The organism is Enterobacter sp. PL_is514, assembly GCF_055816715.1.
Genome location: NZ_JBVPGN010000036.1, coordinates 667,490 through 691,105, shown reverse-complemented (window position 1 = coordinate 691,105; position 23,616 = coordinate 667,490). Strand labels below are relative to the sequence as shown.

24 protein-coding genes are annotated in these 23,616 nt (G+C 55.6%); 3 read left to right on the top strand and 21 right to left on the bottom strand.

The window, feature by feature from the left end; genetic code table 11:
* Positions 1-4: 4 nt before the first annotated feature.
* The 18 genes from thiK to yceD form a co-directional block, all read right to left on the bottom strand.
* Complete coding sequence (gene thiK, locus AC0TNG_RS23675; RefSeq protein WP_473713178.1) at positions 5-829, bottom strand: thiamine kinase; 825 nt, start codon at positions 827-829, stop codon at positions 5-7.
* Positions 810-1,457: a penicillin-binding protein activator LpoB gene (gene lpoB, locus AC0TNG_RS23670; RefSeq protein WP_024909035.1), complete on the bottom strand. Its 648-nt coding sequence runs from the start codon at positions 1,455-1,457 to the stop codon at positions 810-812. Before lpoB ends, thiK begins: the two co-directional genes overlap by 20 nt.
* Before the next feature lie 10 nt (positions 1,458-1,467).
* A complete protein-coding gene (locus AC0TNG_RS23665; RefSeq protein WP_024909034.1) occupies positions 1,468-1,842 on the bottom strand; it encodes a YcfL family putative periplasmic lipoprotein in 375 nt (124 codons plus the stop codon).
* A 1-nt stretch (position 1,843) separates the two neighbouring features.
* Entirely contained in the window at positions 1,844-2,203 is a 360-nt protein-coding gene (gene hinT / locus AC0TNG_RS23660) for a purine nucleoside phosphoramidase (RefSeq protein WP_006809243.1), read from the bottom strand.
* Between the two features lie 247 nt (positions 2,204-2,450).
* On the bottom strand, positions 2,451-3,884 hold the full coding sequence (gene ptsG, locus AC0TNG_RS23655; protein WP_023311158.1) for a PTS glucose transporter subunit IIBC: 1,434 nt from the start codon (positions 3,882-3,884) through the stop codon (positions 2,451-2,453).
* 297 nt (positions 3,885-4,181) lie between these two features.
* A complete protein-coding gene (locus AC0TNG_RS23650) occupies positions 4,182-4,976 on the bottom strand; it encodes a metal-dependent hydrolase (RefSeq protein WP_024909033.1) in 795 nt (264 codons plus the stop codon).
* Between the two features lie 10 nt (positions 4,977-4,986).
* The gene (gene holB, locus AC0TNG_RS23645) at positions 4,987-5,991 is read right to left on the bottom strand and encodes a DNA polymerase III subunit delta' (protein ID WP_024909032.1); all 1,005 of its coding nucleotides are present in this window, start codon (positions 5,989-5,991) and stop codon (positions 4,987-4,989) included.
* Positions 5,988-6,629, bottom strand: a complete 642-nt coding sequence (gene tmk / locus AC0TNG_RS23640; RefSeq protein ID WP_063144628.1) for a dTMP kinase — start codon at positions 6,627-6,629, stop codon at positions 5,988-5,990. The genes holB and tmk overlap by 4 nt, the downstream gene beginning before the upstream one ends.
* Positions 6,619-7,641: a cell division protein YceG gene (yceG, locus tag AC0TNG_RS23635; RefSeq protein WP_032650855.1), complete on the bottom strand. Its 1,023-nt coding sequence runs from the start codon at positions 7,639-7,641 to the stop codon at positions 6,619-6,621. Before yceG ends, tmk begins: the two co-directional genes overlap by 11 nt.
* Positions 7,642-7,643: 2 nt before the next feature.
* Positions 7,644-8,453 carry an aminodeoxychorismate lyase gene (gene pabC, locus AC0TNG_RS23630; RefSeq protein ID WP_267216708.1) on the bottom strand — a complete coding sequence of 270 codons (810 nt, stop codon included), beginning with the start codon at positions 8,451-8,453 and terminating at the stop codon, positions 7,644-7,646.
* A gap of 120 nt (positions 8,454-8,573) precedes the next feature.
* A complete protein-coding gene (gene fabF, locus AC0TNG_RS23625; protein ID WP_024909028.1) occupies positions 8,574-9,815 on the bottom strand; it encodes a beta-ketoacyl-ACP synthase II in 1,242 nt (413 codons plus the stop codon).
* 91 nt (positions 9,816-9,906) lie between these two features.
* Positions 9,907-10,143 carry an acyl carrier protein gene (acpP, locus tag AC0TNG_RS23620; RefSeq protein WP_003857954.1) on the bottom strand — a complete coding sequence of 79 codons (237 nt, stop codon included), beginning with the start codon at positions 10,141-10,143 and terminating at the stop codon, positions 9,907-9,909.
* Between the two features lie 154 nt (positions 10,144-10,297).
* A complete protein-coding gene (gene fabG / locus AC0TNG_RS23615) occupies positions 10,298-11,032 on the bottom strand; it encodes a 3-oxoacyl-ACP reductase FabG (protein ID WP_008500795.1) in 735 nt (244 codons plus the stop codon).
* Between the two features lie 12 nt (positions 11,033-11,044).
* The gene (gene fabD, locus AC0TNG_RS23610; protein WP_024909026.1) at positions 11,045-11,974 is read right to left on the bottom strand and encodes an ACP S-malonyltransferase; all 930 of its coding nucleotides are present in this window, start codon (positions 11,972-11,974) and stop codon (positions 11,045-11,047) included.
* A gap of 15 nt (positions 11,975-11,989) precedes the next feature.
* Positions 11,990-12,943, bottom strand: a complete 954-nt coding sequence (locus tag AC0TNG_RS23605) for a beta-ketoacyl-ACP synthase III (protein WP_008500797.1) — start codon at positions 12,941-12,943, stop codon at positions 11,990-11,992.
* Positions 12,944-12,949: 6 nt separating this feature from the next.
* On the bottom strand, positions 12,950-13,984 hold the full coding sequence (gene plsX / locus AC0TNG_RS23600) for a phosphate acyltransferase PlsX (RefSeq protein ID WP_024909025.1): 1,035 nt from the start codon (positions 13,982-13,984) through the stop codon (positions 12,950-12,952).
* An 80-nt stretch (positions 13,985-14,064) separates the two neighbouring features.
* Positions 14,065-14,238, bottom strand: a complete 174-nt coding sequence (rpmF, locus tag AC0TNG_RS23595; RefSeq protein WP_003857964.1) for a 50S ribosomal protein L32 — start codon at positions 14,236-14,238, stop codon at positions 14,065-14,067.
* Between the two features lie 16 nt (positions 14,239-14,254).
* On the bottom strand, positions 14,255-14,776 hold the full coding sequence (gene yceD, locus AC0TNG_RS23590) for a 23S rRNA accumulation protein YceD (RefSeq protein ID WP_014883375.1): 522 nt from the start codon (positions 14,774-14,776) through the stop codon (positions 14,255-14,257).
* Between the two features lie 140 nt (positions 14,777-14,916).
* Here yceD and AC0TNG_RS23585 point away from each other — a divergent pair, with 140 nt between their 5' ends.
* A complete protein-coding gene (locus AC0TNG_RS23585; protein WP_048990193.1) occupies positions 14,917-15,501 on the top strand; it encodes a Maf family protein in 585 nt (194 codons plus the stop codon).
* Positions 15,502-15,631: 130 nt separating this feature from the next.
* On the opposite strand, the gene rluC is transcribed toward AC0TNG_RS23585, so the two are convergent.
* Entirely contained in the window at positions 15,632-16,579 is a 948-nt protein-coding gene (gene rluC, locus AC0TNG_RS23580) for a 23S rRNA pseudouridine(955/2504/2580) synthase RluC (protein ID WP_024909023.1), read from the bottom strand.
* 572 nt (positions 16,580-17,151) lie between these two features.
* Here rluC and rne point away from each other — a divergent pair.
* Complete coding sequence (rne, locus tag AC0TNG_RS23575; protein ID WP_473713177.1) at positions 17,152-20,271, top strand: ribonuclease E; 3,120 nt, start codon at positions 17,152-17,154, stop codon at positions 20,269-20,271.
* 41 nt (positions 20,272-20,312) lie between these two features.
* Here rne and AC0TNG_RS23570 read toward each other — a convergent pair whose 3' ends face one another.
* Positions 20,313-21,215 (bottom strand): LysR family transcriptional regulator, encoded by a 903-nt coding sequence (locus AC0TNG_RS23570; protein ID WP_473713176.1) that lies wholly within the window; start codon positions 21,213-21,215, stop codon positions 20,313-20,315.
* 145 nt (positions 21,216-21,360) lie between these two features.
* Between AC0TNG_RS23570 and AC0TNG_RS23565 the strand changes: the two genes are divergently transcribed.
* Complete coding sequence (locus AC0TNG_RS23565; protein ID WP_473713175.1) at positions 21,361-22,575, top strand: MFS transporter; 1,215 nt, start codon at positions 21,361-21,363, stop codon at positions 22,573-22,575.
* Positions 22,576-22,650: 75 nt separating this feature from the next.
* Here AC0TNG_RS23565 and flgL read toward each other — a convergent pair whose 3' ends face one another.
* Entirely contained in the window at positions 22,651-23,604 is a 954-nt protein-coding gene (gene flgL, locus AC0TNG_RS23560; RefSeq protein WP_024909019.1) for a flagellar hook-associated protein FlgL, read from the bottom strand.
* Between the last annotated feature and the right edge of the window lie 12 nt (positions 23,605-23,616).

The following is a 23,616-nucleotide window of genomic DNA, read 5'->3' as shown; positions in this document are numbered from 1 at the left end:
TCTCTTATCCTTTCGTTTGTAACTGACGCCAGGCATCGTCTGCCAGCGCAATAAAGTGTTTGTCTCTGGACTGCCGATAGCGCATTTCAAACCAGCCAGCCATTAACATGACGACCCAGGGTCGCCAGCATCTGACCTGACGCCTCAGCGCCTCGGGGTCAATATGAGCCACCTGGGCGTAGTCCCTGATGAGCATTTGCCGCGCGGCGTCACTCTCCGTCCAGACTGCCGCCAGTTCCAGCGCCACATCGCCATCTCCGGCATACTCCCAGTCGATAAGCCTGATGCCCGCTGGCGTATGAACAATATTCCCGGCATGAACATCCATGTGCAGCGGCGCGAGCCGAATCGGCTGCGGCTCGCCCGTTTTACGCAGCTGCTTGAGATGTGCCAGCCACATTGGGGTGCGTCTGTCAGGCGCGGCCTGCTGCCAGTAGCGTTCCAGCAGCGGGTATAACGTGATTCGCCATCCCAGACGTGGCTGCCGATGCAGATGATACAGCATCGCCGCGAGCGCCGGCGTGTCCGGCAGCGCGCTTTTAACGTCACCGTCCAGATAGTCGACGGCCATCCAGCCCTGTCTGAAAAAACGAGGAGCAGGCACGAGATCTGACGGAAGACGTCTCAGGGCACGAAACTGACGACGAAAATGGGAGGCAGGCGCGTAGGGATCGTGATTCTGCCGCAAGACCAGACGGTGTTCGCCCTGCGCTAGAATGCAACTCGCGCCGCCAAGCCCGGAGTGGGCCTGCGGCGCGACAATGCGGTACTGAGGAAAATAGCGCGTCAGAATCTCTTCACGCGTGCTGTCATTGTTGCGTAACCGCACCTTTACCTGACCAGATAATTTCGCCTGTCTGAACCAGCATCAGCTGCATCTGCAGGGCTGGGGTATTCACATTACCGGTGGCGTTAGAGTAAAGCACATACTGTGCGCCAACGTTACGGGCAATGCCGATCGCCTTGCTGCGTGTGCCGAGACTATCCTGCGGCGACAGGCCCAGCTGCTGTTTAGCTACCGCGAGCTGCTGAGCCGAGACCAGCGTAAACTTGCCGTTGTTAGCCAGAGCATTGCGCAGGGTTTCTGTCGCTTCGCCCGCGTTCAGTGAACCGTTGGTACGGTTGTTGACGCTGTCGACCAGCAATACGCTGCCCGCCGTCACGCCCTGCGCCTGCAGCATTTTACCGACCATCGGCTGCATTGCCCCGTTCCAGTCGTAGTGGCGCACGCGCGGTGCAGGCTGCGACGTCTGGTCCGGATGCTCAATCGGGCCAGGCTGCGCCGGTATAGACGGTACGGACGGCACGGTTGGCTGCGGCTGCGTTGGCTGCGTCGGCTGTTCTGTGCCCGGTTTCGCCTCTTCCACAGGCGCAGGCTGTTCAGTTCGGGTCACACACCCTGCCAGGAACAGCGCGAAAGCTGTCACGAGCGCATAGCGGCTCAAGTTTTTAATCAAGGTTCACTCCTCAGAGATAAAGATAAAGTCTCACCTTATGCGCACCCAGATAGTTGGCGCTGCCATAGAGCGTTACCGACGACCTGGCCGGAATGGTGACGCTGCGCGGCGCCTCCAGCGGATGCATTTCGAGACCTCTTACGTCATACCAGAAAAAACGGTAGTGGACCGTCACGGGTTCGTGTCTTTCATTAAAGAGCGTAGAGGAGGCAGATGAGTTGATTTCACTGATGGTCAGCGCGGGCTGTTGCGCCGTGATGCCCGCGGCAAGCACGGAGGATTCCATGACCAGCGTCTGTTCATCGTTCACGGGGATCGCCGGGCGCGTGCTGCACCCCACAATCATCATCGTCACTACCAGCGCTGCAATACGCCCCTTACGCATGTCAAAGACCTTTATGTGCCAGCATCGGCCCCAGAGGACGTCCACCCAGCAGATGCATGTGAATATGATACACTTCCTGGCCACCATGACGGTTGCAGTTCATGATCAGACGGTAACCGTCTTCTGCAATCCCTTCCTGTTCAGCGATTTTCGCGGCCACCGTCAGCATACGACCTAACGCCACTTCATGCTCGGTTTTTACGTCGTTTACAGTCGGAATCAGAATATTGGGAATGATAAGGATGTGCGTCGGGGCCTGAGGGGAAATGTCCCGGAAAGCCGTCACCAGTTCATCCTGATAGACGATATCCGACGGAATTTCGCGGCGGATAATTTTACTGAAAATCGTTTCTTCAGCCATGACCTTTTCCTTTTTTGTTTAATCTGGCGCAATGCGTCCGCTGTAAACACACTCCCGGGATCGGTGTGTGACACAATTCAAGAGTATGAGCGAGTTTCTCCTGTCCTTTCAACCTCCTCCCTCGATTTCTTTCCTGAATGTTCATCAGCTGAGTGAAGAGTGACCGCTTGCGCGTCTCAGTGGCGTTTTTTACGACACAAATAAAAAAGGCAGCCATTCGGCTGCCTTAGTCTCCCCAGGTCACAACTTAGTTGCTGCGGATGTACTCATCCATTTCGGTTTTCAGGTTATCGGATTTGGTACCGAAGATTGCCTGTACACCAGAACCTGCAACAACTACGCCCGCTGCGCCCAGTTTTTTCAGACCCGGCTGGTCTACTTTCGCGACGTCGGCAACGCTCACACGCAGACGAGTGATGCACGCGTCCAGGTTAGTGATGTTCTCTTTACCACCGAACGCGGCAACCAGTGCAGGAGCCATTTCGCTGGTCGCGCCAGCTTTGCTGTCTTCTGTCGCATCTTCACGGCCTGGGGTTTTCAGGTCCAGTGCTTTAATCAGCACGCGGAAGATGGTGTAGTACACAACCGCATAGCACGCACCGACGATTGGGAACAGCCACAGTTTGCTGCTGTTACCGGACAGAACGATGAAGTCGATCAGGCCGTGAGAGAAGGACGTACCGTCACGCATACCCAGCAGAATACAGATTGGGAACGCCAGGCCCGCCAGAATCGCGTGGATAACGTACAGGATCGGCGCAACGAACATGAAGGAGAACTCGATCGGCTCGGTGATACCGGTCAGGAACGAGGTCAGCGCTGCGGAGATCATGATACCGCCCACTTTTGCACGGTTCTCTGGCTTCGCAGAGTGCCAGATAGCAATCGCCGCTGCAGGCAGACCGTACATTTTGAACAGGAAGCCACCAGACAGTTTACCTGCAGTTGGGTCACCCGCCATGTAACGTGGGATATCGCCGTGGAATACCTGGCCTGCTGCGTTGGTGAATTCACCAATCTGCATCTGGAATGGAACGTTCCAGATGTGGTGCAGACCGAATGGCACCAGGCAACGCTCGATGAAGCCGTAGATACCAAACGCCACAACCGGGTTCTGGTAAGCAGCCCACTGAGAGAAGGTCTGGATAGCGGAGCCGATTGGTGGCCAGATGAAGGACAGGATCACGCCAGTGAAAATCGCTGCCAGACCAGAGATGATCGGAACGAAACGCTTGCCCGCGAAGAAGCCCAGATACTCAGGCAGCTTGATGCGATAGAAGCGGTTGAACATATACGCTGCAATCGCACCGGAGATGATACCGCCCAGAACACCGGTGTCCGCCAGGTGTTTCGCGGCAATCTCTTCTGCCGGTAAATGCAGAACCAGCGGCGCAACCACAGCCATGGTTTTCACCATGATGCCGTAGGCAACCACTGCAGCCAGCGCAGAAACGCCGTCGTTATTGGTGAAGCCCAGAGCCACACCGATCGCGAAGATCAGCGGCATGTTAGCAAAGACAGAACCGCCTGCTTCGGCCATCACGTGGGACACTACGGCTGGCAGCCAGCTGAAGTTAGCAGAACCGACACCCAGCAGGATACCTGCAATAGGCAGTACGGATACTGGCAGCATCAGCGATTTACCGACCTTTTGCAGGTTAGCAAATGCATTCTTAAACATAATTGAGAGTGCTCCTGAGTATTTGTGCTTTTTTTACGCTTTCACGCATTGGCCCGGGGGGAGTACCGTGCCGTGGACAGGACATCTAAGCGCCCTTTATTTATTACACAGAGTAAAATAATTCCCTCTGAGTTTGTTTGACGGCTATCACGTTTCAGCTTAAGGCGGTCGAAAAACTTTCAGTTATTTACAAAAAGCATGTCCGGATGTGTCTAAAAACACCCTCACCGCCCCAAATGAGGCGGTGAACTTTACTCGCTTTACTTATTAATTACGAGCCTAAAAAAAACAGGTGTATCAGACAGATTGCAGGCGGGCGGGGTCGATATGGAACAACGTGGAGAAGTTTTCCGTCGTCACGCGGGCCAGCTCATCAATGCTGACGCCCTTCAGTACGGCCATGTACTCAGCCACATCTCTCGTCATAGCGGGCTGGTTCTCTTTACCGCGATGCGGTACCGGTGCGAGATACGGAGAATCGGTCTCCACCAGAATACGATCGAGCGGAACATAACGTGCAGCATCACGCAGCTGCTCAGCGTTACGGAACGTCACGATCCCCGAAAACGAGATATAAAACCCCAAATCAAGCAGCTTACCCGCCGTTTCTCTGTCTTCTGTGAAACAGTGTAGTACGCCACCGCAATCCGTCACGTTTTCTTCCCGGAGGATCGCCAGGGTATCCGCACGCGCGTCGCGGGTGTGGACGATAACCGGCTTGTTCAGCTCCCGGCCAATGCGAATATGGTTGCGGAAGGACTCCTGCTGACGCGGTTTGGTTTCCGGCGTGTAAAAATAGTCCAGCCCGGTTTCCCCCATCGCCACCACGCCCTCTTCTGCTGCCAGTTGGCGCAGATCCTCAACGTCGTACGCCTCGTCCTGATTCAGCGGATGCACGCCGCAGGAGAACATCACGTTATCGCGAACGCCCACCAGCTCACGCATGGAGCGGTAGCCCGGCAGCGTGGTTGCCACCGCAAGACAGAATTTCACATCGCGGGCAGCGGCTTTTGCCAGCACGTCATCCACGTTTTTATGCAGGGATTGATAATCCAGGCCATCAAGATGGCAGTGTGAGTCGACTAAAAACATAATGTCTCTCTCAGAGATGGGAAACAGGCGGTGTGACGCCGGGTTGCAGGTAATGTTCGATACGCAGTAACTGGTCGGTCAGTAAAAGCTCGCGATTAAGACCCGTCACGGTTAAAAGCAGTTCTCGGCTCTGGCAAATTTCATGAAGCATCGCATGAAGAATCGTCCCTGAGAGGCGGTTCGCCAGCGTATTCACCAGTGGCCACGCGTCCGGGTTGGTCAGCAGCGTTGCCCCTTGCTGAATTTTGAGTGCATCCAGCAGCAACGAGGCCAGCCAGTGCAGACGCTCAACGACCCGATCGCTGTTAAGCGCAGGCAATACGCTTAGCCAGTCGTGATTATTCAGTGCTGTTTCAACAGCCCGGCAGAGCGTTTCTCGCTCTGACCAGACGTCAGGCTGCAGTAATGCCAGCGCCGCCGCGGGCGCGCCGCTGCTCAGGCGCAAGGCGGTCAGCGCGCTCTCAGGTGACGTTGTCACCTCTCGTTCAAGCCAGCTCAGCGCCCACGATTCCTGGGGCACCGCAAGGTGATAAAGACGACAGCGGCTGCGCAGCGTCGCCAGTAATCGTCCCGGGTCACGACACGAGAGGAAAAACCACGTTTTAACCGGCGGCTCTTCCAGGGTTTTCAGCAGGGCGTTAGCCGCCGCCTCGGTAAGCTGTGTGGCGTCTTTGAGCCAGACCACTTTAGCGCCGCCCAGTCGCGCGTGCTCGTACAATTTTTCGCTGACTTCCCGCACGGCATCAATACCGAGCGCGCTTTTGCCCTTCTCAGGCTCGAGGGTGTAGTAGTCAGGATGCGTGCCCGCCTGCATCAGCTGACAGCCACGGCATTTACCACAGCTCTTGTGCCCTTCCGGCTGCTGACACATCAGAAAACGGGTGATGGCATAAATCAACGCATCATCACCCATCCCTGGCAATGCCTGAATCAGTAACGCATGATGCCCCCGACCCGCCTGATAGCTGCCGATCAGCTGTTCAAAGTGTGGGCGCAACCATGGATACCATTTCATGCCTGCTGCTCCTGCACCCACTGCGTAATGGTATGCTGAATGTCACGCGTGACGTCGTCCAGGGACTGCGTCGCATCGATGGTACAAATTGAGCTGTCCTGTGCGGCAAGTTCAAGATAGCGCGCACGGGTGCGGTTAAAGAAATCAAACGACTCTTGTTCAATGCGGTCCAGCTCGCCGCGAGCGCGGGCACGCTTGAGGCCCACTTCCGGGGTCACATCCAGATAGAGCGTCAGGTCGGGGCGAAAATCCCCCAGTACGGCATTACGCAGCGTGGCCAGCATGGTCTGGTCGATACCACGTCCTCCGCCCTGATACGCCTGAGTCGACAGATCGTGACGGTCACCGATCACCCACTTGCCGTCGGCCAGGGCAGGTTTGATAACCGTCTCAACCAGCTGAACGCGCGCCGCGTAGAACATCAGCACTTCGGCTTTGTCAGTGATAACTTCGTCACCGACGGATTTAATATCCAGCACCAGGCTGCGCAGCTTTTCAGCCAGCTGCGTGCCGCCCGGCTCGCGGGTAAATACCATGTCCGCCACGCCCAGCGCTTTTAGCGTATCCACCACCACGTTGCGGGCGGTAGTTTTACCCGCCCCTTCGAGTCCTTCAATGACAATGTATTTACTGCGCATTTTTTTCCTTAAGTGCCTTCAGATAGTCCTGAACAGAGCGATTGTGGCTGGCAAGGTTGGTGTTAAAGGTGTGTCCCCCTTTTCCATCAGCCACAAAATAGAGATACGGTGTTTTTGCCGGATGCGCGGCGGCTTTAAGCGACGCTTCGCTCGGCGTGGCAATCGGACCTGGCGGTAATCCGCTAATCACGTAGGTATTATACGCCGTTGGCGTCTCCAGATCTTTTCTTGAGATCTTGCCGGCATAGCTCTCGCCCATGCCGTAGATAACGGTAGGGTCGGTTTGCAGACGCATGCCGATGCGCAGACGGTTGATAAATACTGACGCCACTCGATCGCGCTCGGCGGCAACGGCGGTCTCTTTCTCGATAATTGAGGCCATGGTGACAAACTGGTTTTGATCTTTATACGGCAGCCCGTCCATTCGCCCTTCCCAGGCGGCATCCACGGCGGCGACCATTTTTTTGTGCGCCCGCTTAAGAATCGCCACATCAGTCGTGCCTGCGGTATACATCCAGGTGTCCGGCCAGAACCAGCCTTCCACCCACTCAGGATGCTCAAACTTGAGCACGTCGGCCACCGTCTGATAGCTGTCATCCTTCAGGGTATGCTTAATATACGGCGCATCGCGCAGCTGTTTGAGGTAATCGCTCAGGCGCATCCCTTCCACAAATCGCAGGGGGAACTGGGCTTCCTTGCCGCTTTCTAGCAGCTGCAGCATCTCTCTGACGGTCATTCCCGGCGTAAAGCGATAGGTACCGGCTTTGAAATGTGACAGCTCAGGCTCCACGCGCAATAACCACTGGAATACCCGTGGACGATTGATAATCTTGTCGCCATAGAGCTGTTCCCCAAGCGCCTGACGGCCGGTTCCCGCTTTCAGGGTAAAGATCGTTTCGTCTTTAACCAGGATCTTGCTGTCAGCCAGCTGGCGAACTTTCCATACGCCAGCTCCGCCAGCGACGCCCAGCGCAACGATGAGGATAAGGACAAAGCGCAACATTTTTTTCATGACTATCTGGTTTGCTCACATATCGGGGCTAAAAACTGAAACAGCTCGCGCGAAGACCAGCGTTGTTGGCCATACGCACGGACGGGTACAACAGGCATCAGCGCATTGCAGATGATGACTTCATCGGCAGTCTGTAGCGCGGCTTCTCCTGCGCTAACTTCGACAACGCGATAGCCAGAGCGTGCCAGCTGTTGCAGACAAAACTGACGCATTAACCCGTTTACGCCAGCGTGTTCCAGCGACGGAGTGAACACCTCTCCCCCCTGCCGCCAGAGTAAATTAGCCGCACAGCATTCCGTAATGAACCCTTCGCTGTCAAGAACCAGCGCCTCATCGGCGTTCGTCTGTTCAAGATGAGTACGAATGAGCACCTGCTCGAGGCGATTGAGATGCTTAAGCCCGGCCAGCATCGGGTTCCGTCCCAGTCGAACCGGGCTCAGCGTCAGCGTGACGCCGTCCTCTCGCCAGCGAGAATAATGCGCAGGATAAGCAGAAACGGAGAGAATACGCGTTGGGTTGATACACGATGCGGCGCTGTAACCCCGGCCACCACTGCCGCGGCTGATGATGACTTTGAGTACGCCGGTGTCCTTCCCGGTTGCCAGCAGGCACATTTCCTGGCGCAGTGTGTCCCAGTGCGTAAAGGGGATCATTAACTTTTCACAGCCATGCTGCAGACGTCGAATGTGCGCCTCCAGCAGGCAGACATCGCCATCCAGAATACGCGCCGTCGTAAAGCAACCATCACCGAACTGTATCGCCCTGTCGCTGGCAGGCAGCGTGTCCTGCTCAAGGCCATTGATTAAAAACATGGTGGCTCCTTATGCGTGGGCATTTAGTCTGGCAGGATGTCATGCAGCCGACAAGAAGATTAGGCTTAATAAAAAAGGCCCGGCAAGCGGACCTTTTTAAAAGCTATCGGGACGTCAGGATCAGATCTTTTTGAAGATCAGAGAACCGTTGGTACCGCCGAAGCCGAAGGAGTTACACAGGGTGTACTCCATACCGCTAACCTGACGCGCTTCGTGAGGAACGAAGTCCAGATCGCAACCTTCATCCGGGTTATCCAGGTTGATGGTTGGTGGAACAGCCTGATCGCGCAGCGCAAGGATGGAGTAGATTGACTCTACTGCACCCGCCGCACCCAACAGGTGACCGGTCATGGATTTCGTGGAGCTCACCATTACGCGGCTGGCAGATTCGCCGAAGATAGACTTAACCGCCTGAGCTTCCGCTTTATCGCCTGCTGGCGTAGAGGTGCCGTGCGCGTTCACGTAGCCAATTTGTGCTGGGGTAATACCCGCATCACGGATCGCGTTTTCCATCGCCAGCGCAGCACCCGCGCCGTTCTCAGGAGGAGACGTCATGTGATAAGCATCGCTGCTCATGCCGAAACCAACGATTTCAGCATAAATTTTCGCACCGCGTTTTTTCGCGTGTTCGTACTCTTCCAGTACGATCATGCCCGCCCCGTCGCCCAGCACGAAGCCGTCACGGTCTTTATCCCACGGACGGCTCGCCGCCTGCGGGTTATCATTACGGGTAGACAGCGCACGCGCCGCACCGAAACCGCCAACACCCAGCGGGGTACTGGCTTTTTCAGCACCGCCCGCAACCATAGCATCTGCATCGCCGTACGCAATAATGCGCGCGGCCTGGCCGATGTTATGTACGCCAGACGTACAGGCGGTGGCGATAGAAATGCTTGGCCCACGCAGGCCAAACATGATGGTCAGGTGACCTGCCACCATGTTAACAATCGTGGACGGAACGAAGAACGGGCTGATCTTACGCGGGCCGCCATTCATCAGAGATGTATGGTTTTCCTCGATCAGGCCAAGACCGCCAATCCCGGAGCCGATAGCGGCGCCGATACGGGTTGCGTTCTCTTCCGTAATCACAAGGCCAGAATCCTGCATGGCCTGAACGCCAGCGACAATTCCATATTGAATGAAGGCATCCATCTTGCGCTGTTCTTTACGCGAGATGATCTCTTCACAGTTAAAATCCTTTACTAAGCCAGCAAATTTCGTTGCATAGGCGCTAGTATCGAAATGGTCGATTAGGCTGATGCCGCTCTGACCGGCAAGGAGAGCTTTCCAGGTGGACTCTACGGTATTGCCGACAGGAGACAACATGCCAAGTCCGGTCACAACTACACGACGCTTAGACACGTTTGTCCTCCAGGGAGGGATAAAAAAAGAGATTCGTGGGACTAAAAAAGATAAAACTCAGGCGGTCGAATGACCGCCTGGAGATGTTCACTTACGCCTGGTGACCGTTGATGTAATCAATGGCAGCCTGAACGGTGGTGATCTTCTCAGCTTCTTCGTCCGGAATCTCAGTATCAAACTCTTCTTCCAGAGCCATTACCAGCTCAACGGTGTCAAGAGAATCTGCGCCCAGGTCTTCAACGAAGGAAGCGGAGTTCACAACTTCTTCCTGCTTAACGCCCAGCTGTTCGCCGATAATTTTCTTAACGCGTTCTTCGATAGTGCTCATACTCTTAAATTTCCTATCAAAACTCGCTTTCGCGATGGTTTTCGTAGTGTATAAAATGTTGAAAAATTTGCAACTAAATCCCGGCAGTTCGTACCACGATTTTACGTTATTTTGAGGCCATTCGCCCTAATAACGCAAATATTTTTCATCGTGGTTAAACCATATACATCCCGCCGTTGACGTGGAGGGTCTCACCAGTGATGTAACCCGCTTCGTCAGAGGCTAAAAATGCAACCGCACTGGCGATTTCTTTAGGGTCGCCAAGACGACCCGCCGGAACTGCCGCCAGCGTACCCGCACGCTGCTCATCAGTCAGCGCACGCGTCATGTCCGTTTCAATAAAGCCCGGAGCAACAACGTTTACCGTAATACCGCGGGACGCAACTTCACGCGCCAGCGACTTACTGAAACCAATCAGACCGGCTTTCGCCGCAGCGTAGTTAGCCTGACCAGCATTTCCCATGGTACCAACCACAGAACCGACAGTGATAATACGACCATGACGCTTTTTCATCATAGCGCGCATTACCGCTTTTGACAGACGGAATACAGATGACAGGTTGGTTTCGATGATATCGTTCCACTCGTCGTCTTTCATTCGCATTAACAGGTTATCGCGAGTGATCCCGGCATTGTTTACCAGAATATCCACTTCGCCAAACTCTGCGCGAATATTTTCCAGAACAGATTCGATAGATGCAGGTTCAGTCACATTCAGTACCAGACCTTTACCGTTTGCACCCAGATACTCGCTGATGGCCTGAGCGCCATTCTCGCTGGTTGCTGTACCAATCACCTTCGCGCCGCGCGCAACCAGTGTTTCGGCAATTGCACGCCCGATACCGCGGCTTGCGCCAGTGACCAGGGCGATTTTTCCTTCAAAACTCATGGTATTCCTCTTTTATTGCGAGAGTGCCGCTGACATCGCTTCCGGCTCGTTAATCGCCGAGGCTGTCAGGGTGTCAACAATACGTTTTGTCAGACCGGTGAGGACCTTACCTGGGCCGACTTCATACAGATGCTCAACGCCCTGAGAGGCCATAAACTCAACGGTTTTGGTCCACTGTACCGGGCTGTAGAGCTGGCGAACCAGCGCGTCGCGGATAGCTTCCGGCGTGGTTTCGCATTTCACATCGACGTTGTTCACAACGGAAATCGTCGGTGCGTTAAACGTAATTTTTTCCAGCTCAACCGCCAGTTTCTCGGCGGCAGGCTTCATCAGCGCACAGTGAGACGGCACGCTGACCGGCAGCGGCAGCGCACGTTTAGCACCCGCAGCTTTACAGGCCGCACCTGCACGTTCAACCGCTTCTTTATGGCCGGCAATAACCACCTGGCCCGGCGAGTTGAAGTTAACCGGAGAGACCACCTGGCCTTCAGCAGATTCTTCACATGCTTTTGCAATTGCAGCGTCATCCAGACCGATGATGGCAGACATACCGCCCGTGCCTTCCGGCACCGCTTCCTGCATGAATTTGCCGCGCAGTTCCACCAGACGTACCGCGTCAGCAAACGCGATCACACCGGCACACACCAGCGCAGAGTATTCGCCCAGGCTGTGACCCGCGAGCAGCGCGGGGGCTTTACCGCCCTGCTGCTGCCAGACACGCCACAGCGCAACGGACGCGGTCAGCAGCGCGGGCTGGGTCTGCCAGGTTTTGTTCAGCTCTTCGGCCGGCCCCTGCTGGGTCAGCGCCCATAAATCATAACCCAGTGCATCAGAAGCTTCACGGAAAGTCTCTTCAATGACCGGATAGGTTGCTGCCATTTCAGACAACATCCCAACGGTTTGAGAGCCCTGGCCCGGGAACACAAAAGCAAATTGCGTCATTTTTTATTCCTTATCCTAGAAACGAACCAGCGCGGAACCCCAGGTGAACCCGCCACCGAAGGCTTCAAGCAAGACCAGCTGGCCCCGTTTGATTCGTCCATCGCGTACCGCTTCATCAAATGCGCACGGTACCGACGCCGCAGAGGTGTTGCCATGACGATCCAGCGTCACCACAACGTTATCCATCGACATGCCCAGCTTTTTCGCGGTCGCGCTGATGATACGCAGGTTCGCCTGATGCGGCACCAGCCAGTCGAGCGCGGAGCGTTCAAGGTTATTCGCTTCCAGCGTTTCATCAACGATGTGCGCAAGCTCAGTCACCGCCACCTTGAACACCTCGTTCCCTGCCATCGTCAGGTAAATCGAGTTGTCCGGATTAACGCGATCGGCGTTAGGCAGGGTCAACAGTTCGCCGTAGCTGCCATCAGCATGCAGATGCGTCGAGATGATACCCGGCTCTTCGGACTGCCCCAGCAGCACCGCGCCCGCACCATCACCAAAAATAATGATCGTTCCACGATCGGTAGGATCGCAGGTGCGCGCCAGCACGTCAGCACCGATCACCAGCGCATATTTAACGGCACCGGATTTCACGTACTGATCGGCAACGCTCAGCGCATAGGTGAAACCTGCGCACGCGGCAGCGACGTCAAACGCCGGACAGCCTTTAATGCCGAGCATATTTTGCACCTGGCACGCCGCGCTTGGGAAAGCGTGCGTGGCAGACGTCGTGGCGACCACGATCAAACCAATCTGTTCTTTATCAATGCCCGCCATTTCGATAGCACGCTGTGCGGCTTCGTAACCCATGGTCGACACGGTTTCGTCTGGCGCGGCAATACGACGTTCACGGATACCTGTGCGCGTGACAATCCACTCGTCAGACGTATCTACCATTTTTTCCAGATCGGCGTTGGTACGCACCTGTTTTGGCAGGTAGCTGCCGGTACCTAAAATCTTCGTATACATGTACGCTCAGTCACTTTTAGCTAATACAGATTCCAGGCGAGCGGCAATCCGCTGAGGGACTTGTCGCTGCACCGCCTGCACTGCCTGTTCAATCGCGACAGCAAATGCTCGCTGATTGGCGGCGCCATGACTCTTAATCACGATGCCGCGCAATCCTAACAGACAGGCGCCATTATACTGGTCGGGGTTGAGGTGACTGAATCGCCGCGTCAGGCTCTTTTGTAACCAACGCTTCAATAAAATCAGCCACCAGGCGCTTTTTTTGCCTTCTCCCTGAGATTTCAGCAGAGAAAGAAACATGCGCACGACCCCTTCCATGGTCTTCAACGTTACGTTTCCGGTGAAGCCATCGCACACCAGAACATCCGTTTTCCCCGTCAACAACTCATTGGCTTCGAGATAACCAATATAGTTGATGGAGGGAACCTGTTTGAGCAATTCAGCCGCTTCGCGAATGCTGTCCAGGCCTTTGGTCTCTTCTTCACCAATGTTCAGTAACGCAACACGGGGAGTGTTGATCCCGACGACTTCTTCTGCCAGCACCGATCCCATCACGGCAAACTGAGCCAGCATAGTACTATCACAGTCGACGTTAGCGCCCAAATCGAGCACCACCGTCTTGCCCTTCTGCTGATGCGGTAACACCGTCACCAGCGCCGGACGCTCAATACCTTCAATAGGTTTGAGCAGTAATTTCGACAGCCCCATCAGCGCGCCGGTATTCCCCGCGCTGACGCAAGCCTGAGCTCGCCCTTCTTTCACCAGCTCCAGCGCTACCCGCATAGAGCTGCCACGACTATTGCGAATAGCCTGCGAAGGTCGGGCATCACTGGCAATAACTGACTGCGCAGGAATAATCTGCAGACGCGAACGTTGTTCAAAGTCAGCTTTTGCGAGTAATGGCGTGATTGCGTCGGGATTGCCGACTAAAAGAAGTGTGAGTTGCGAATTAGAATTCAGTGCCTGCAATGCTGCAGGCACTGTCACGGAAGGGCCAAAATCTCCCCCCATGACATCTAACGCCAGGGTTAGACGTGTCAAGGTATCGTCGCAGCCTGGTTCGGTAAATTCCCCGTTTGCACGGGGAAATCCTCACTAAGCCTAATCACGCTTGCGCGTGATTACTTAGTGATAACCTTGCGGCCGCGGTAGAAACCGTCAGCGGTGATGTGGTGACGCAGGTGTTTCTCACCAGAAGTCTTGTCTACAGACAGGCTGGTAACTGCAGTCAGCGCGTCATGGGAACGACGCATGCCACGTTTGGAACGGGTTGGTTTATTCTGTTGTACGGCCATGGACCTTACTCCTCAATTACTTACGCTTTAAGCTGGCTAATACGGCAAATGGGTTTGGTTTTTGCGCTTCATCAGGCAGTTCCCCAAAGACCATGTCCGCCTCGGACACTTCACAGTGTTCAGAATCATGCACCGGAACCACTGGCAAGGTGAGGATGATTTCATCTTCAACCAGAGCCAGAAGATCGATTTCACCGAATTCGTTAACCTCAATCGGCTCATACGCTTCCGGGAGTGCTTCAGCCTGTTCGTCAGAACGAACCGGACTGAAACAATACGTTGTGTGAACATGCTGTACAAACGGTTTCCCGCAACGCTGACACTCGAGCGTTACCGTCACCTTTGCATCACCGGTTAAAACGGCGAGACGCTGGTTGTCGATAGCGAACGACATGGAGCATTCTACATCACTGTCCACACTGACTACGGATTCGGCAATACGCTCAGCCTGATCGGAAGTATAGATACCTTCGTAATCGAGGCGTTTTTGAGCCGTACGAACCGGATCAAGAGTCAGGGGTAATTTTACCTTTTGCATAGGGCGCGCATATTAACTTTGTAACGTCATAGAGTCAAAGAAAAAGGCAACCAGAGCTGCCTTTTGCCAATTATTCGCACACATTGCGGCCTGTAGTTTAAAATGGCTGGCATCGATACGCTATATCTGGTGATAAAAATATGCCAAATCTCGTCCTTGCTTCCACGTCTCCCTACCGCCGAATGCTGCTGGAAAAGCTCGGGATCCCGTTTGAATGCGCCGCGCCAGAGGTGGATGAGACGCCACAGCCGGGCGAGTCACCGCGCCATCTGGTGACGCGTCTTGCTAAAGAGAAAGCGCAGTCGCTGGCCACACGCTATCCTTCGCATTTGATTATAGGCTCCGATCAGGTTTGCGTGCTGGACGGCGAAATCACCGGCAAGCCCCATACGGAGGAGAACGCCTGCCAGCAGCTTCTGCGTGCGCGCGGTACTATCGTGACCTTCTATACGGGCCTGGCCCTCTTTAACTCCGCGTCAGGCCATCTGCAAACCGAGTGTGAGCCGTTCGACGTACACTTCCGCCATCTCAGCGAGCAAGAGATTGTGGATTATGTGCGTCGGGAACGTCCGCTGAACTGTGCGGGGAGCTTTAAAAGTGAAGGATTGGGGATTGCGCTGTTCGACAAGCTGGACGGTCGCGATCCCAACACGCTGGTGGGGTTACCGCTGATTGCCTTGTGTCAGATGTTAAGACGAGAAGAGTGTAATCCGTTGACGGTGTGACCTTCGCCGGGTGGCGCTGCGCTTACATGGGCCTACTACACTGCGGCCTGCTGCCCTCACCCCGGCACTCTCCCACGGTGAGGGAGCAAACATTAAAAACGGCAACATTCGTTGCCGTTTTGCGTTTACCTTAGCCGCGCAGAACCTTAAGACAGCGTTTCAACTGCTCATCCAGCGGCGCTTCAATACGGATGACTTCACCGGTATTCGGATGGGTAAACTTCAGCGCTGCCGCATGCAGGAAAAGACGCGACAGTCCCGTCCCCGCCAGCTGCTTATCAAACTCGCGGTCGCCATAGCGGTCATCAAAGGCGATGGGGTGCCCTGCAAACTGCGTATGCACGCGGATCTGGTGGGTACGACCGGTCACCGGACTGCAGCGCACCAGCGTGGCAAACTCATAGCGCTCTTCAACCTTAAAGCGCGTCTCAGACGGTTTCCCTTCCTGGCTCACGCGGACAATGCGTTCACCGCTTTGCAGAATGTTCTTCAGCAGCGGCGCCTGCACCACTTTTACATGGGACTGCCACTGGCCGCGCACCAGCGCCAGATAGTCTTTCTGCATCCCTTTTTCACGCAGCTGTTCATGCAGCGAACGCAGCGCGGAACGCTTTTTCGCCACCAGCAGTACGCCTGAAGTGTCACGGTCAAGACGGTGCACCAGCTCAAGGAAGCGCGCTTCCGGACGCAGGGCACGCAGCCCTTCAATCACGCCGAAGCTCAGACCGCTACCGCCATGGACTGCCGTTCCTGACGGTTTATTGAGCACCAGAATGTGGTCATCTTCGTAAAGGATGACATCGCTCAGGGCCGCCACTTTCTGCAGCTTTGGTGAAACGGTCTCTTCTTCACGCTCAGCCACGCGCACCGGCGGAATACGCACTTCGTCACCGGCTTCGAGTTTGTACTCGGGCTTCACGCGTTTTTTGTTAACCCGCACCTCGCCCTTACGCAGGATGCGATAAATCATACTCTTTGGCACACCTTTCAACTGGGTGCGCAAAAAGTTATCGATACGTTGCCCCGCGTCATCTTCGGCAATGGCAACCATTTTTACGGCTGGAGTCTCTGTTTTCATGGGTGGCGATTCTAAATATCGTCAGCCATTAGCGCCACTCATTTTTCTATGCTTATATTTACTTTTATCCGGCCTGCTCCCCGTTTCGCGCAACCGATTTGGTGGTTATTAAACCAATCGCCATTCTGAAGTGAAGAAACTGTGAGTAACCGGGTGATAATTGGTAAAAGTCATCTTGCTATAACCCGGCGAGCAGTGGAATAATGAGGCTGTTTTCCGTGTTAAATCCTGGTTAAGTAAGGATGTTGACGGAATGACCAATTTTGTCTGACCGATCATCCACGCAGCAATGGCGTAAGACGTATTGATCTTTCAGGCAGTTAGCGGGCTGCGGGTTGCAGTACTTCCCGGTATAAGGATTGTTCTCTGGAGAGTTCTACCCAGGCAATTCCCCTGATAATTGCGCTGTGTTTCCGTATGAAATACAGGCAACCGACACTCTGCGCCTCTTAAGCGAGCGACAACCGTGAGGTTGGCGACGTGAACAGACACGAGGCCATCGGTTCATACCCCGGAAAGCGTCACCTTGCCCGCAGCTTTGTCGTCAATGTAAGAATAACGAGTAAGTTACGATGAAAAGAATGTTAATCAACGCAACTCAGCAAGAAGAGTTGCGTGTCGCCCTTGTGGATGGGCAGCGCCTGTACGATCTGGATATCGAAAGTCCTGGACACGAACAGAAAAAAGCGAACATTTACAAAGGTAAAATCACCCGCATTGAACCAAGCCTTGAAGCTGCATTTGTCGATTACGGTGCTGAGCGTCATGGTTTCCTCCCCCTGAAAGAAATCGCCCGCGAATATTTCCCTGCAAACTACAACGCCCATGGCCGACCAAACATCAAAGATGTTCTGCGTGAAGGTCAGGAAGTTATCGTTCAGATTGATAAAGAAGAGCGTGGCAACAAAGGTGCCGCACTGACCACCTTTATCAGCCTGGCAGGGAGCTATCTGGTGCTGATGCCTAACAACCCGCGTGCGGGTGGCATCTCTCGCCGTATCGAAGGTGATGACCGTACCGAGCTGAAAGAAGCGCTGGCAAGCCTTGAACTGCCTGATGGCATGGGGCTTATCGTGCGTACCGCGGGCGTGGGCAAATCAGCCGAAGCGCTGCAGTGGGACCTGAGCTTCCGTCTGAAGCACTGGGAAGCCATCCAGAAAGCAGCGGAAAGCCGCCCTGCTCCGTTCCTGATCCACCAGGAAAGCAACGTGATCGTGCGTGCCTTCCGTGACTATCTGCGTCAGGACATCGGTGAGATTCTGATCGATAACCCGAAAGTGCTTGAGCTGGCGCGCCAGCACATCGCCGCGCTGGGTCGTCCGGATTTCACCAGCAAAATTAAACTGTACACCGGTGAAATCCCGCTGTTCAGCCACTATCAGATCGAATCCCAGATTGAATCCGCCTTCCAGCGTGAAGTGCGTCTGCCGTCCGGCGGTTCTATCGTTATCGATACCACTGAAGCGCTGACCGCTATCGACATCAACTCCGCGCGTGCAACTCGCGGCGGCGATATCGAAGAGACCGCCTTCAACACCAACCTTGAAGCCGCTGATGAAATCGCCCGCCAGCTCCGCCTGCGCGACCTGGGTGGTCTGATTGTTATCGACTTCATCGACATGACCCCTGTTCGCCACCAGCGTGCGGTAGAAAACCGTCTGCGCGAAGCGGTGCGTCAGGACAGAGCGCGTATCCAGATTAGCCATATCTCACGCTTTGGCCTGCTGGAGATGTCCCGTCAGCGCCTGAGCCCGTCGCTGGGTGAGTCCAGCCATCACGTTTGCCCTCGCTGCTCCGGCACCGGTACCGTGCGTGATAACGAATCGCTGTCCCTCTCTATCTTGCGTCTGATTGAAGAAGAAGCGCTGAAAGAGAATACCAAAGAGGTTCACGCGATTGTTCCTGTGCCAATTGCCTCCTACCTGCTGAACGAAAAACGTGCTGCGGTAAGTGCCATTGAAGCGCGTCAGGGCGGCGTCCGCTGCATCATCGTGCCAAACGACCAGATGGAAACTCCGCACTATCACGTGCTGCGTGTCCGTAAAGGCGAAGAGACGTCCACGCTCAGCTACCTGCTGCCGAAGCTGCACGAAGAAGAGATGGCCCTGCCTTCCGATGAAGAGCCAGCCGAGCGCAAACTGCCTGAGCAGCCTGCGTTAGCGACCTTTATCATGCCAGAAGCCCCACCGGAAGCGGCCCTGGAAAAACCTGCGGCTAAACCTGAAGCGCAGAAACCAGCAGCAGCGAAAACCCAGCCGGCGCAGCCGGGTCTGCTGAGCCGCTTCTTTGGCGCGCTGAAGAAGATGTTTGCTGAAGAAGAAGCTCAGCCAGAACAGCCGAAGGAAGAGCCAAAAGCGGCCAAGCCTGAACGCCAGCAGGACCGCCGTAAGCGTCAGAACAACCGCCGCGATCGTAACGACCGTAGCGATCGTAATGACCGCAGCGAGCGTCGTGACAACCGCGACAACCGTTCTGAAAATAACGAAGGTCGTGAGCAACGCGAAGACAACCGTCGCAACCGTCGCGAGAAACAGCAGCAGAATGTTGAAGATCGTGAAATTCGCCAGCAGGCGGGCGATGAGTCTGAGAAGAGCAAACAGCGTGACGACCAGCAGCCGCGCCGTGAACGCAACCGTCGTCGTAACGACGAGAAGCGTCAGGCACAGCAGGAAGTCAAAAACCTGAACCGCGAAGAGCCTGTTGAACAGCAGGACGGCGAGCAGGAAGAACGTACTCAGGTTATGCCGCGCCGTAAGCAGCGCCAGCTTGCTCAGAAAGTCCGCTTCGCCTCCGAGGCAACCGAAGAGTCAACCGTTGTCGCAGTTGAAACCCGCGAGAACGCAACCGGCACTCAGCTGGCGAAAGTTGATCTGCCAGCGGTCGTTGAAAACAACGTTGAGCAGGATGAAAACGGTGAAAACCGTGATAACGCCGGTATGCCGCGCCGTTCACGCCGTTCCCCACGTCATCTGCGCGTCAGCGGCCAGCGCCGTCGTCGCTATCGTGACGAGCGTTACCCAACTCAGTCGCCAATGCCGCTGACCATTGCCTGTGCTTCGCCAGAAATGGCTTCCGGCAAAGTCTGGATCCGCTACCCGGTTGCTCGCCCGGAGCAGGTTGTTGAAGAGCAGCCTGTAACCGAAGAGGTGATTGCACCTGCGGCAGCGGTAGAAGACGTTGTGACTGAAGCGGCAACCGTGGTTGAACCTCAGGTTGTTGAAACGGAAGCACCTCAGGCAGTTGAAGTCGAAACCACTCATCCGGAAGTAATTGCCGCGCCGGTTGATGCCGCACCGCAGCTTATTGCTGAAGAAGATGTCGTGGTGGCTGAGGAAGTTGCTGAAGAGGCTGAACCTGTAGCCGCAGTGGAAGACACCGCTGAAGCTATCGTTGAAACCACCACTGAAGAAGTCGTTCAGGACGTTGAGATTGAGGTTGAGGTTGAACCGGTTGTTGAAGAACCGAAAGCGCCTGAAGTGAAACCTGAACCGGTTGTCTCTGCGCCAGCCGCTGCCCACGTGGCGACAGCACCGATGACCCGCGCTCCGGCGCCGGATTACGTGCCAGAAGCTCCGCGTCACAGTGACTGGGTACGCCCGGCATTCAGCTTCGACGGTAAAGGCGCTGCTGGCGGCCACAGTGCAACGCATCAGGCGACTGCACCGGCAACGCGCCCGCAGTCTGTCGAATAACGACGCTGAAAGTAAAAAGCCGACCTTAGGGTCGGCTTTTTTTATGGCTGCTGCACGGGCCTTCTCATCCCGGAGACCTCCGGCATGACCTGCCGCATCAGCTCCAGAAAACGCCGCAAGCGTGCCGGATAATAACGGGACCAGGGGTAAACCAGATGCACCGGCAGCGCCGCTGGCTGCCACTCCGGCAGCAAATGCACCAACCGCCCTTCCCGAATATCATCCTGTACCGTCCAGCTGGATACCACCGCCACACCGAGACCGGTGAGCACCGTATTGCGTGCGACATACAGGCTGTCGGTGCTGAGGCGTGGCGTAATAGCAATCCGCGCGGTGGTGGGCGAGGCATCATGAAATAGCTCCACGTGGCGCTGGTAGAAAGAGCTGATCGCTATCCAGGGAAACTGCTGCAAATCTTCCGGCGTATTCACCGCCGGGAAGCGGGCCAGCAGTGCCGGAGAGGCGACTACCGAGCGCGGCACTTCCGCCAGCAGCACGGATACGGTCGCCGGATCGACCTCCACGCCCACCCGAATAGCGCAGTCAAGGTTGTCGCCGAGGAAGTCCGCCGAGCGATCGTTGAGCATCCACTCAATCGAAAGCTGCGGATAGCGTTGCAAAAATTCGGTTACGGGTTTCAGAAGCTGATCCTGACCAAACGCGTGGGGTGCCCGCACCCGCAGCACGCCTACGGGCTCATCTTCCATCTGCCCCACCTCATCTTCCAGCGCCAGCCAGCTGTCAATCACCCGACGAGCGTGCTGGTAGCAGCGTTCGCCATCATCCGTCAGCCGCGTCGTGTGGGTGGTGCGCAGTATCAGGCGCACCCCCAGCATGGTCTCCAGCGACTGTAGCCGTCTGCTCACCGTGGCCTGGGTGGTGGCCAGCTGCCGCGCCGCCGCAGAGAGGGAACCCGCCTCCACTATCCGGACAAACGTCCGCATTAGCTCCACCCTGTCTATACGCTCAGCTCTTTTCATTGCATTTTCACTTATACGTTCAACGTATAAGCGTTTTACCACCGGGCCCGCTACCGTCGCAAGGCGTACTGATAAAAAATAGCCGCACACGACGAATGAGGAACAACTTATGAACACAACAACGACTCCCCATGCTGTAAGCCGCTGGGTGATTTTTATGCTGGCTCTGGGGGCCGGTTTCAGCGTGGCATCAATCTATTACGCGCAGCCCCTGCTGCCGCTGATGGGTGCCGATCTGCATCTGAGCATTGAAGGTATGGGTCTGGTCCCAACGTTAACTCAGGCAGGCTATGCGCTCGGTATCCTGTTCCTGCTTCCCATGGGCGATCGCCACGACCGCAGGACGTTAATTCTGATTAAAAGCGCAGCGCTGGCGCTGTTTCTTCTCGGCTGTAGCCTGACCGGGCAGATCCATTCTCTGTTGCTGGCAAGCCTGCTCATCGGCATGGCCGCCACCATGGCACAGGATATTGTCCCTGCTGCGGCGATTCTTGCGCCAGAAGGTAAACAGGGGAAAACCGTGGGCACGGTAATGACCGGGCTGCTGATGGGTATCTTATTATCAAGAACCGTGAGCGGCGTAGTGGGCGAAGCGTTTGGCTGGCGCGTCATGTACCAGCTGGCGGCGGCGAGCATTGCGTTCATCGGGGTGATGATGTGGTTTGTGCTTCCCCGTTTTGCCATTCACTCCACGCTGAGCTATCCCGCGCTGATGCGTTCAATGGAACATCTGTGGCGTCGTTATCCGGCGCTGCGCCGCGCGGCGCTGGCTCAGGGTTTTCTGTCGATTGCCTTCAGCGCCTTCTGGTCAACGCTCGCGGTCATGCTGCTGGAACGCTATCACCTTGGCAGTGCCGTAGCGGGTGGGTTTGGTATTGCGGGTGCCGCCGGTGCATTAGCCGCCCCGCTGGCGGGGGGTCTGGCGGACAAACTGGGCGCAGGAAAAGTCACGCAGCTTGGTGCCGTCCTTGTGACCGTCTCATTCGCCCTGATGTTCCTGATGCCCGCGCTGAGCGTTCATGGACAGCTGATGCTGATCGCCGTCTCTGCCGTCGGGTTCGACCTGGGTCTGCAGTCCAGCCTGGTCGCTCACCAGAACCTGGTCTACAGCCTTGAACCGCAGGCGCGTGGTCGTCTCAATGCCCTGCTCTTTACGGTGGTCTTTATCGGGATGGCGCTGGGCTCCGCGTTAGGCAGCAATATCTACTCGCTGGCTGGCTGGACGGGTGTGGTCGCTCTGTCGACAGTCAGTGGCGCCATTGCGCTGGCCATCCGTCTGATAGAAAGCGCGCGTGTCGCCTCCGTACCCGCAGAAGCCGCATAAAAAAAATGCCCAATCCAGACGGATTGGGCAGTAAAACATGCCCAGTTTCAAGACATGTTCCAAGAGGTCAAGATGTTATTTGTTCAGCTGGAACAGAGACATGCCCTGCATATCGCTAAACGCTTTATAAGACGCCTGCAAGGCCGCCTGCTGCATGGTGTAAGAGGAAATCGCTTCGTTCCAGTCGACATCCACCAGATCACTCATCTGCTTAGTCTGACCCAGGGCGCGGTCATCTCCCAGCGTATCGAGTTTTTCCAGCTCGTTCATCTTGGTTCCCACATCCGCAACGACCGTCAGGACGTTGTTCTGGGCGTTTTTGATGCCGATCTGCGCATTGGCAATCACCTGGTTTTGCGCCGTTGCGGCAGCCGGATCGTTCTCAATCGGTGTCTTCAGGGACGCAATGGCAGAATCCAGGATTTTGAACATGTTGGTCTGGCCATATCCACCGCCCGGCAGCTGTTCCGCATTACTGGTAATGCTTTCGAAAATTTGCTGTCCGGTATGGCTAATGGTCATATTTCGCGCCGTATCAACCTGCTGCGAGATGGCCTCTGCGCCGCCGTTATAATCCCCGGTCACGGCATCAAACGGTGCGCTCTCGGTTTTGTATCCCGCGAAGATAAAGCGACCATTGCCATCCGTCGTGTTGGCCAGGTTCATCAGCTGATCGCGGATCCCCTGGATATCGGTCGCCAGAGAAAGACGGTCGTCATCGCTTAATGTGCCGTTGGACGCGTAAACTAACTTCTCGCGCACGCTTGAGATTGCGGTGTTCACCTGGGTTAACACGTTATCTTCCAGCGAGACCTTCTGCGTTGCAAAGGTACGCGCAAGCGCGAACTGGCTGTTTTGCGACTGAGATTGCGACAGAACGATGGCCTGCGACGCGGCGATAGGATCGTCCGAAGGACGGTTAACGCGCTTACCGGTGGACATTTGCTCACCGTAGCTCAGCCATCTGCTCTGGGAATCAGTGATCCCGCGCATGTTCTGCTCATACATCATCTGGGTGCTAATACGCATTATTCACCTCAA

What these genes read in the sequence shown, in the direction of transcription:
- AC0TNG_RS23665 (WP_024909034.1), bottom strand. Translation starts at nt 1,842, where the DNA reads ATGCGTAAGGGGCGTATTGCAGCGCTGGTAGTGACGATGATGATTGTG.
- hinT (WP_006809243.1), bottom strand. Translation starts at nt 2,203, where the DNA reads ATGGCTGAAGAAACGATTTTCAGTAAAATTATCCGCCGCGAAATTCCG.
- ptsG (WP_023311158.1), bottom strand. Translation starts at nt 3,884, where the DNA reads ATGTTTAAGAATGCATTTGCTAACCTGCAAAAGGTCGGTAAATCGCTG.
- AC0TNG_RS23650 (WP_024909033.1), bottom strand. Translation starts at nt 4,976, where the DNA reads ATGTTTTTAGTCGACTCACACTGCCATCTTGATGGCCTGGATTATCAA.
- holB (WP_024909032.1), bottom strand. Translation starts at nt 5,991, where the DNA reads ATGAAATGGTATCCATGGTTGCGCCCACACTTTGAACAGCTGATCGGC.
- tmk (WP_063144628.1), bottom strand. Translation starts at nt 6,629, where the DNA reads ATGCGCAGTAAATACATTGTCATTGAAGGACTCGAAGGGGCGGGTAAA.
- yceG (WP_032650855.1), bottom strand. Translation starts at nt 7,641, where the DNA reads ATGAAAAAAATGTTGCGCTTTGTCCTTATCCTCATCGTTGCGCTGGGC.
- pabC (WP_267216708.1), bottom strand. Translation starts at nt 8,453, where the DNA reads ATGTTTTTAATCAATGGCCTTGAGCAGGACACGCTGCCTGCCAGCGAC.
- acpP (WP_003857954.1), bottom strand. Translation starts at nt 10,143, where the DNA reads ATGAGCACTATCGAAGAACGCGTTAAGAAAATTATCGGCGAACAGCTG.
- fabG (WP_008500795.1), bottom strand. Translation starts at nt 11,032, where the DNA reads ATGAGTTTTGAAGGAAAAATCGCCCTGGTCACTGGCGCAAGCCGCGGT.
- fabD (WP_024909026.1), bottom strand. Translation starts at nt 11,974, where the DNA reads ATGACGCAATTTGCTTTTGTGTTCCCGGGCCAGGGCTCTCAAACCGTT.
- AC0TNG_RS23605 (WP_008500797.1), bottom strand. Translation starts at nt 12,943, where the DNA reads ATGTATACGAAGATTTTAGGTACCGGCAGCTACCTGCCAAAACAGGTG.
- rpmF (WP_003857964.1), bottom strand. Translation starts at nt 14,238, where the DNA reads ATGGCCGTACAACAGAATAAACCAACCCGTTCCAAACGTGGCATGCGT.
- yceD (WP_014883375.1), bottom strand. Translation starts at nt 14,776, where the DNA reads ATGCAAAAGGTAAAATTACCCCTGACTCTTGATCCGGTTCGTACGGCT.
- AC0TNG_RS23585 (WP_048990193.1), top strand. Translation starts at nt 14,917, where the DNA reads ATGCCAAATCTCGTCCTTGCTTCCACGTCTCCCTACCGCCGAATGCTG.
- rluC (WP_024909023.1), bottom strand. Translation starts at nt 16,579, where the DNA reads ATGAAAACAGAGACTCCAGCCGTAAAAATGGTTGCCATTGCCGAAGAT.
- rne (WP_473713177.1), top strand. Translation starts at nt 17,152, where the DNA reads ATGAAAAGAATGTTAATCAACGCAACTCAGCAAGAAGAGTTGCGTGTC.
- AC0TNG_RS23570 (WP_473713176.1), bottom strand. Translation starts at nt 21,215, where the DNA reads ATGCGGACGTTTGTCCGGATAGTGGAGGCGGGTTCCCTCTCTGCGGCG.
- AC0TNG_RS23565 (WP_473713175.1), top strand. Translation starts at nt 21,361, where the DNA reads ATGAACACAACAACGACTCCCCATGCTGTAAGCCGCTGGGTGATTTTT.
- flgL (WP_024909019.1), bottom strand. Translation starts at nt 23,604, where the DNA reads ATGCGTATTAGCACCCAGATGATGTATGAGCAGAACATGCGCGGGATC.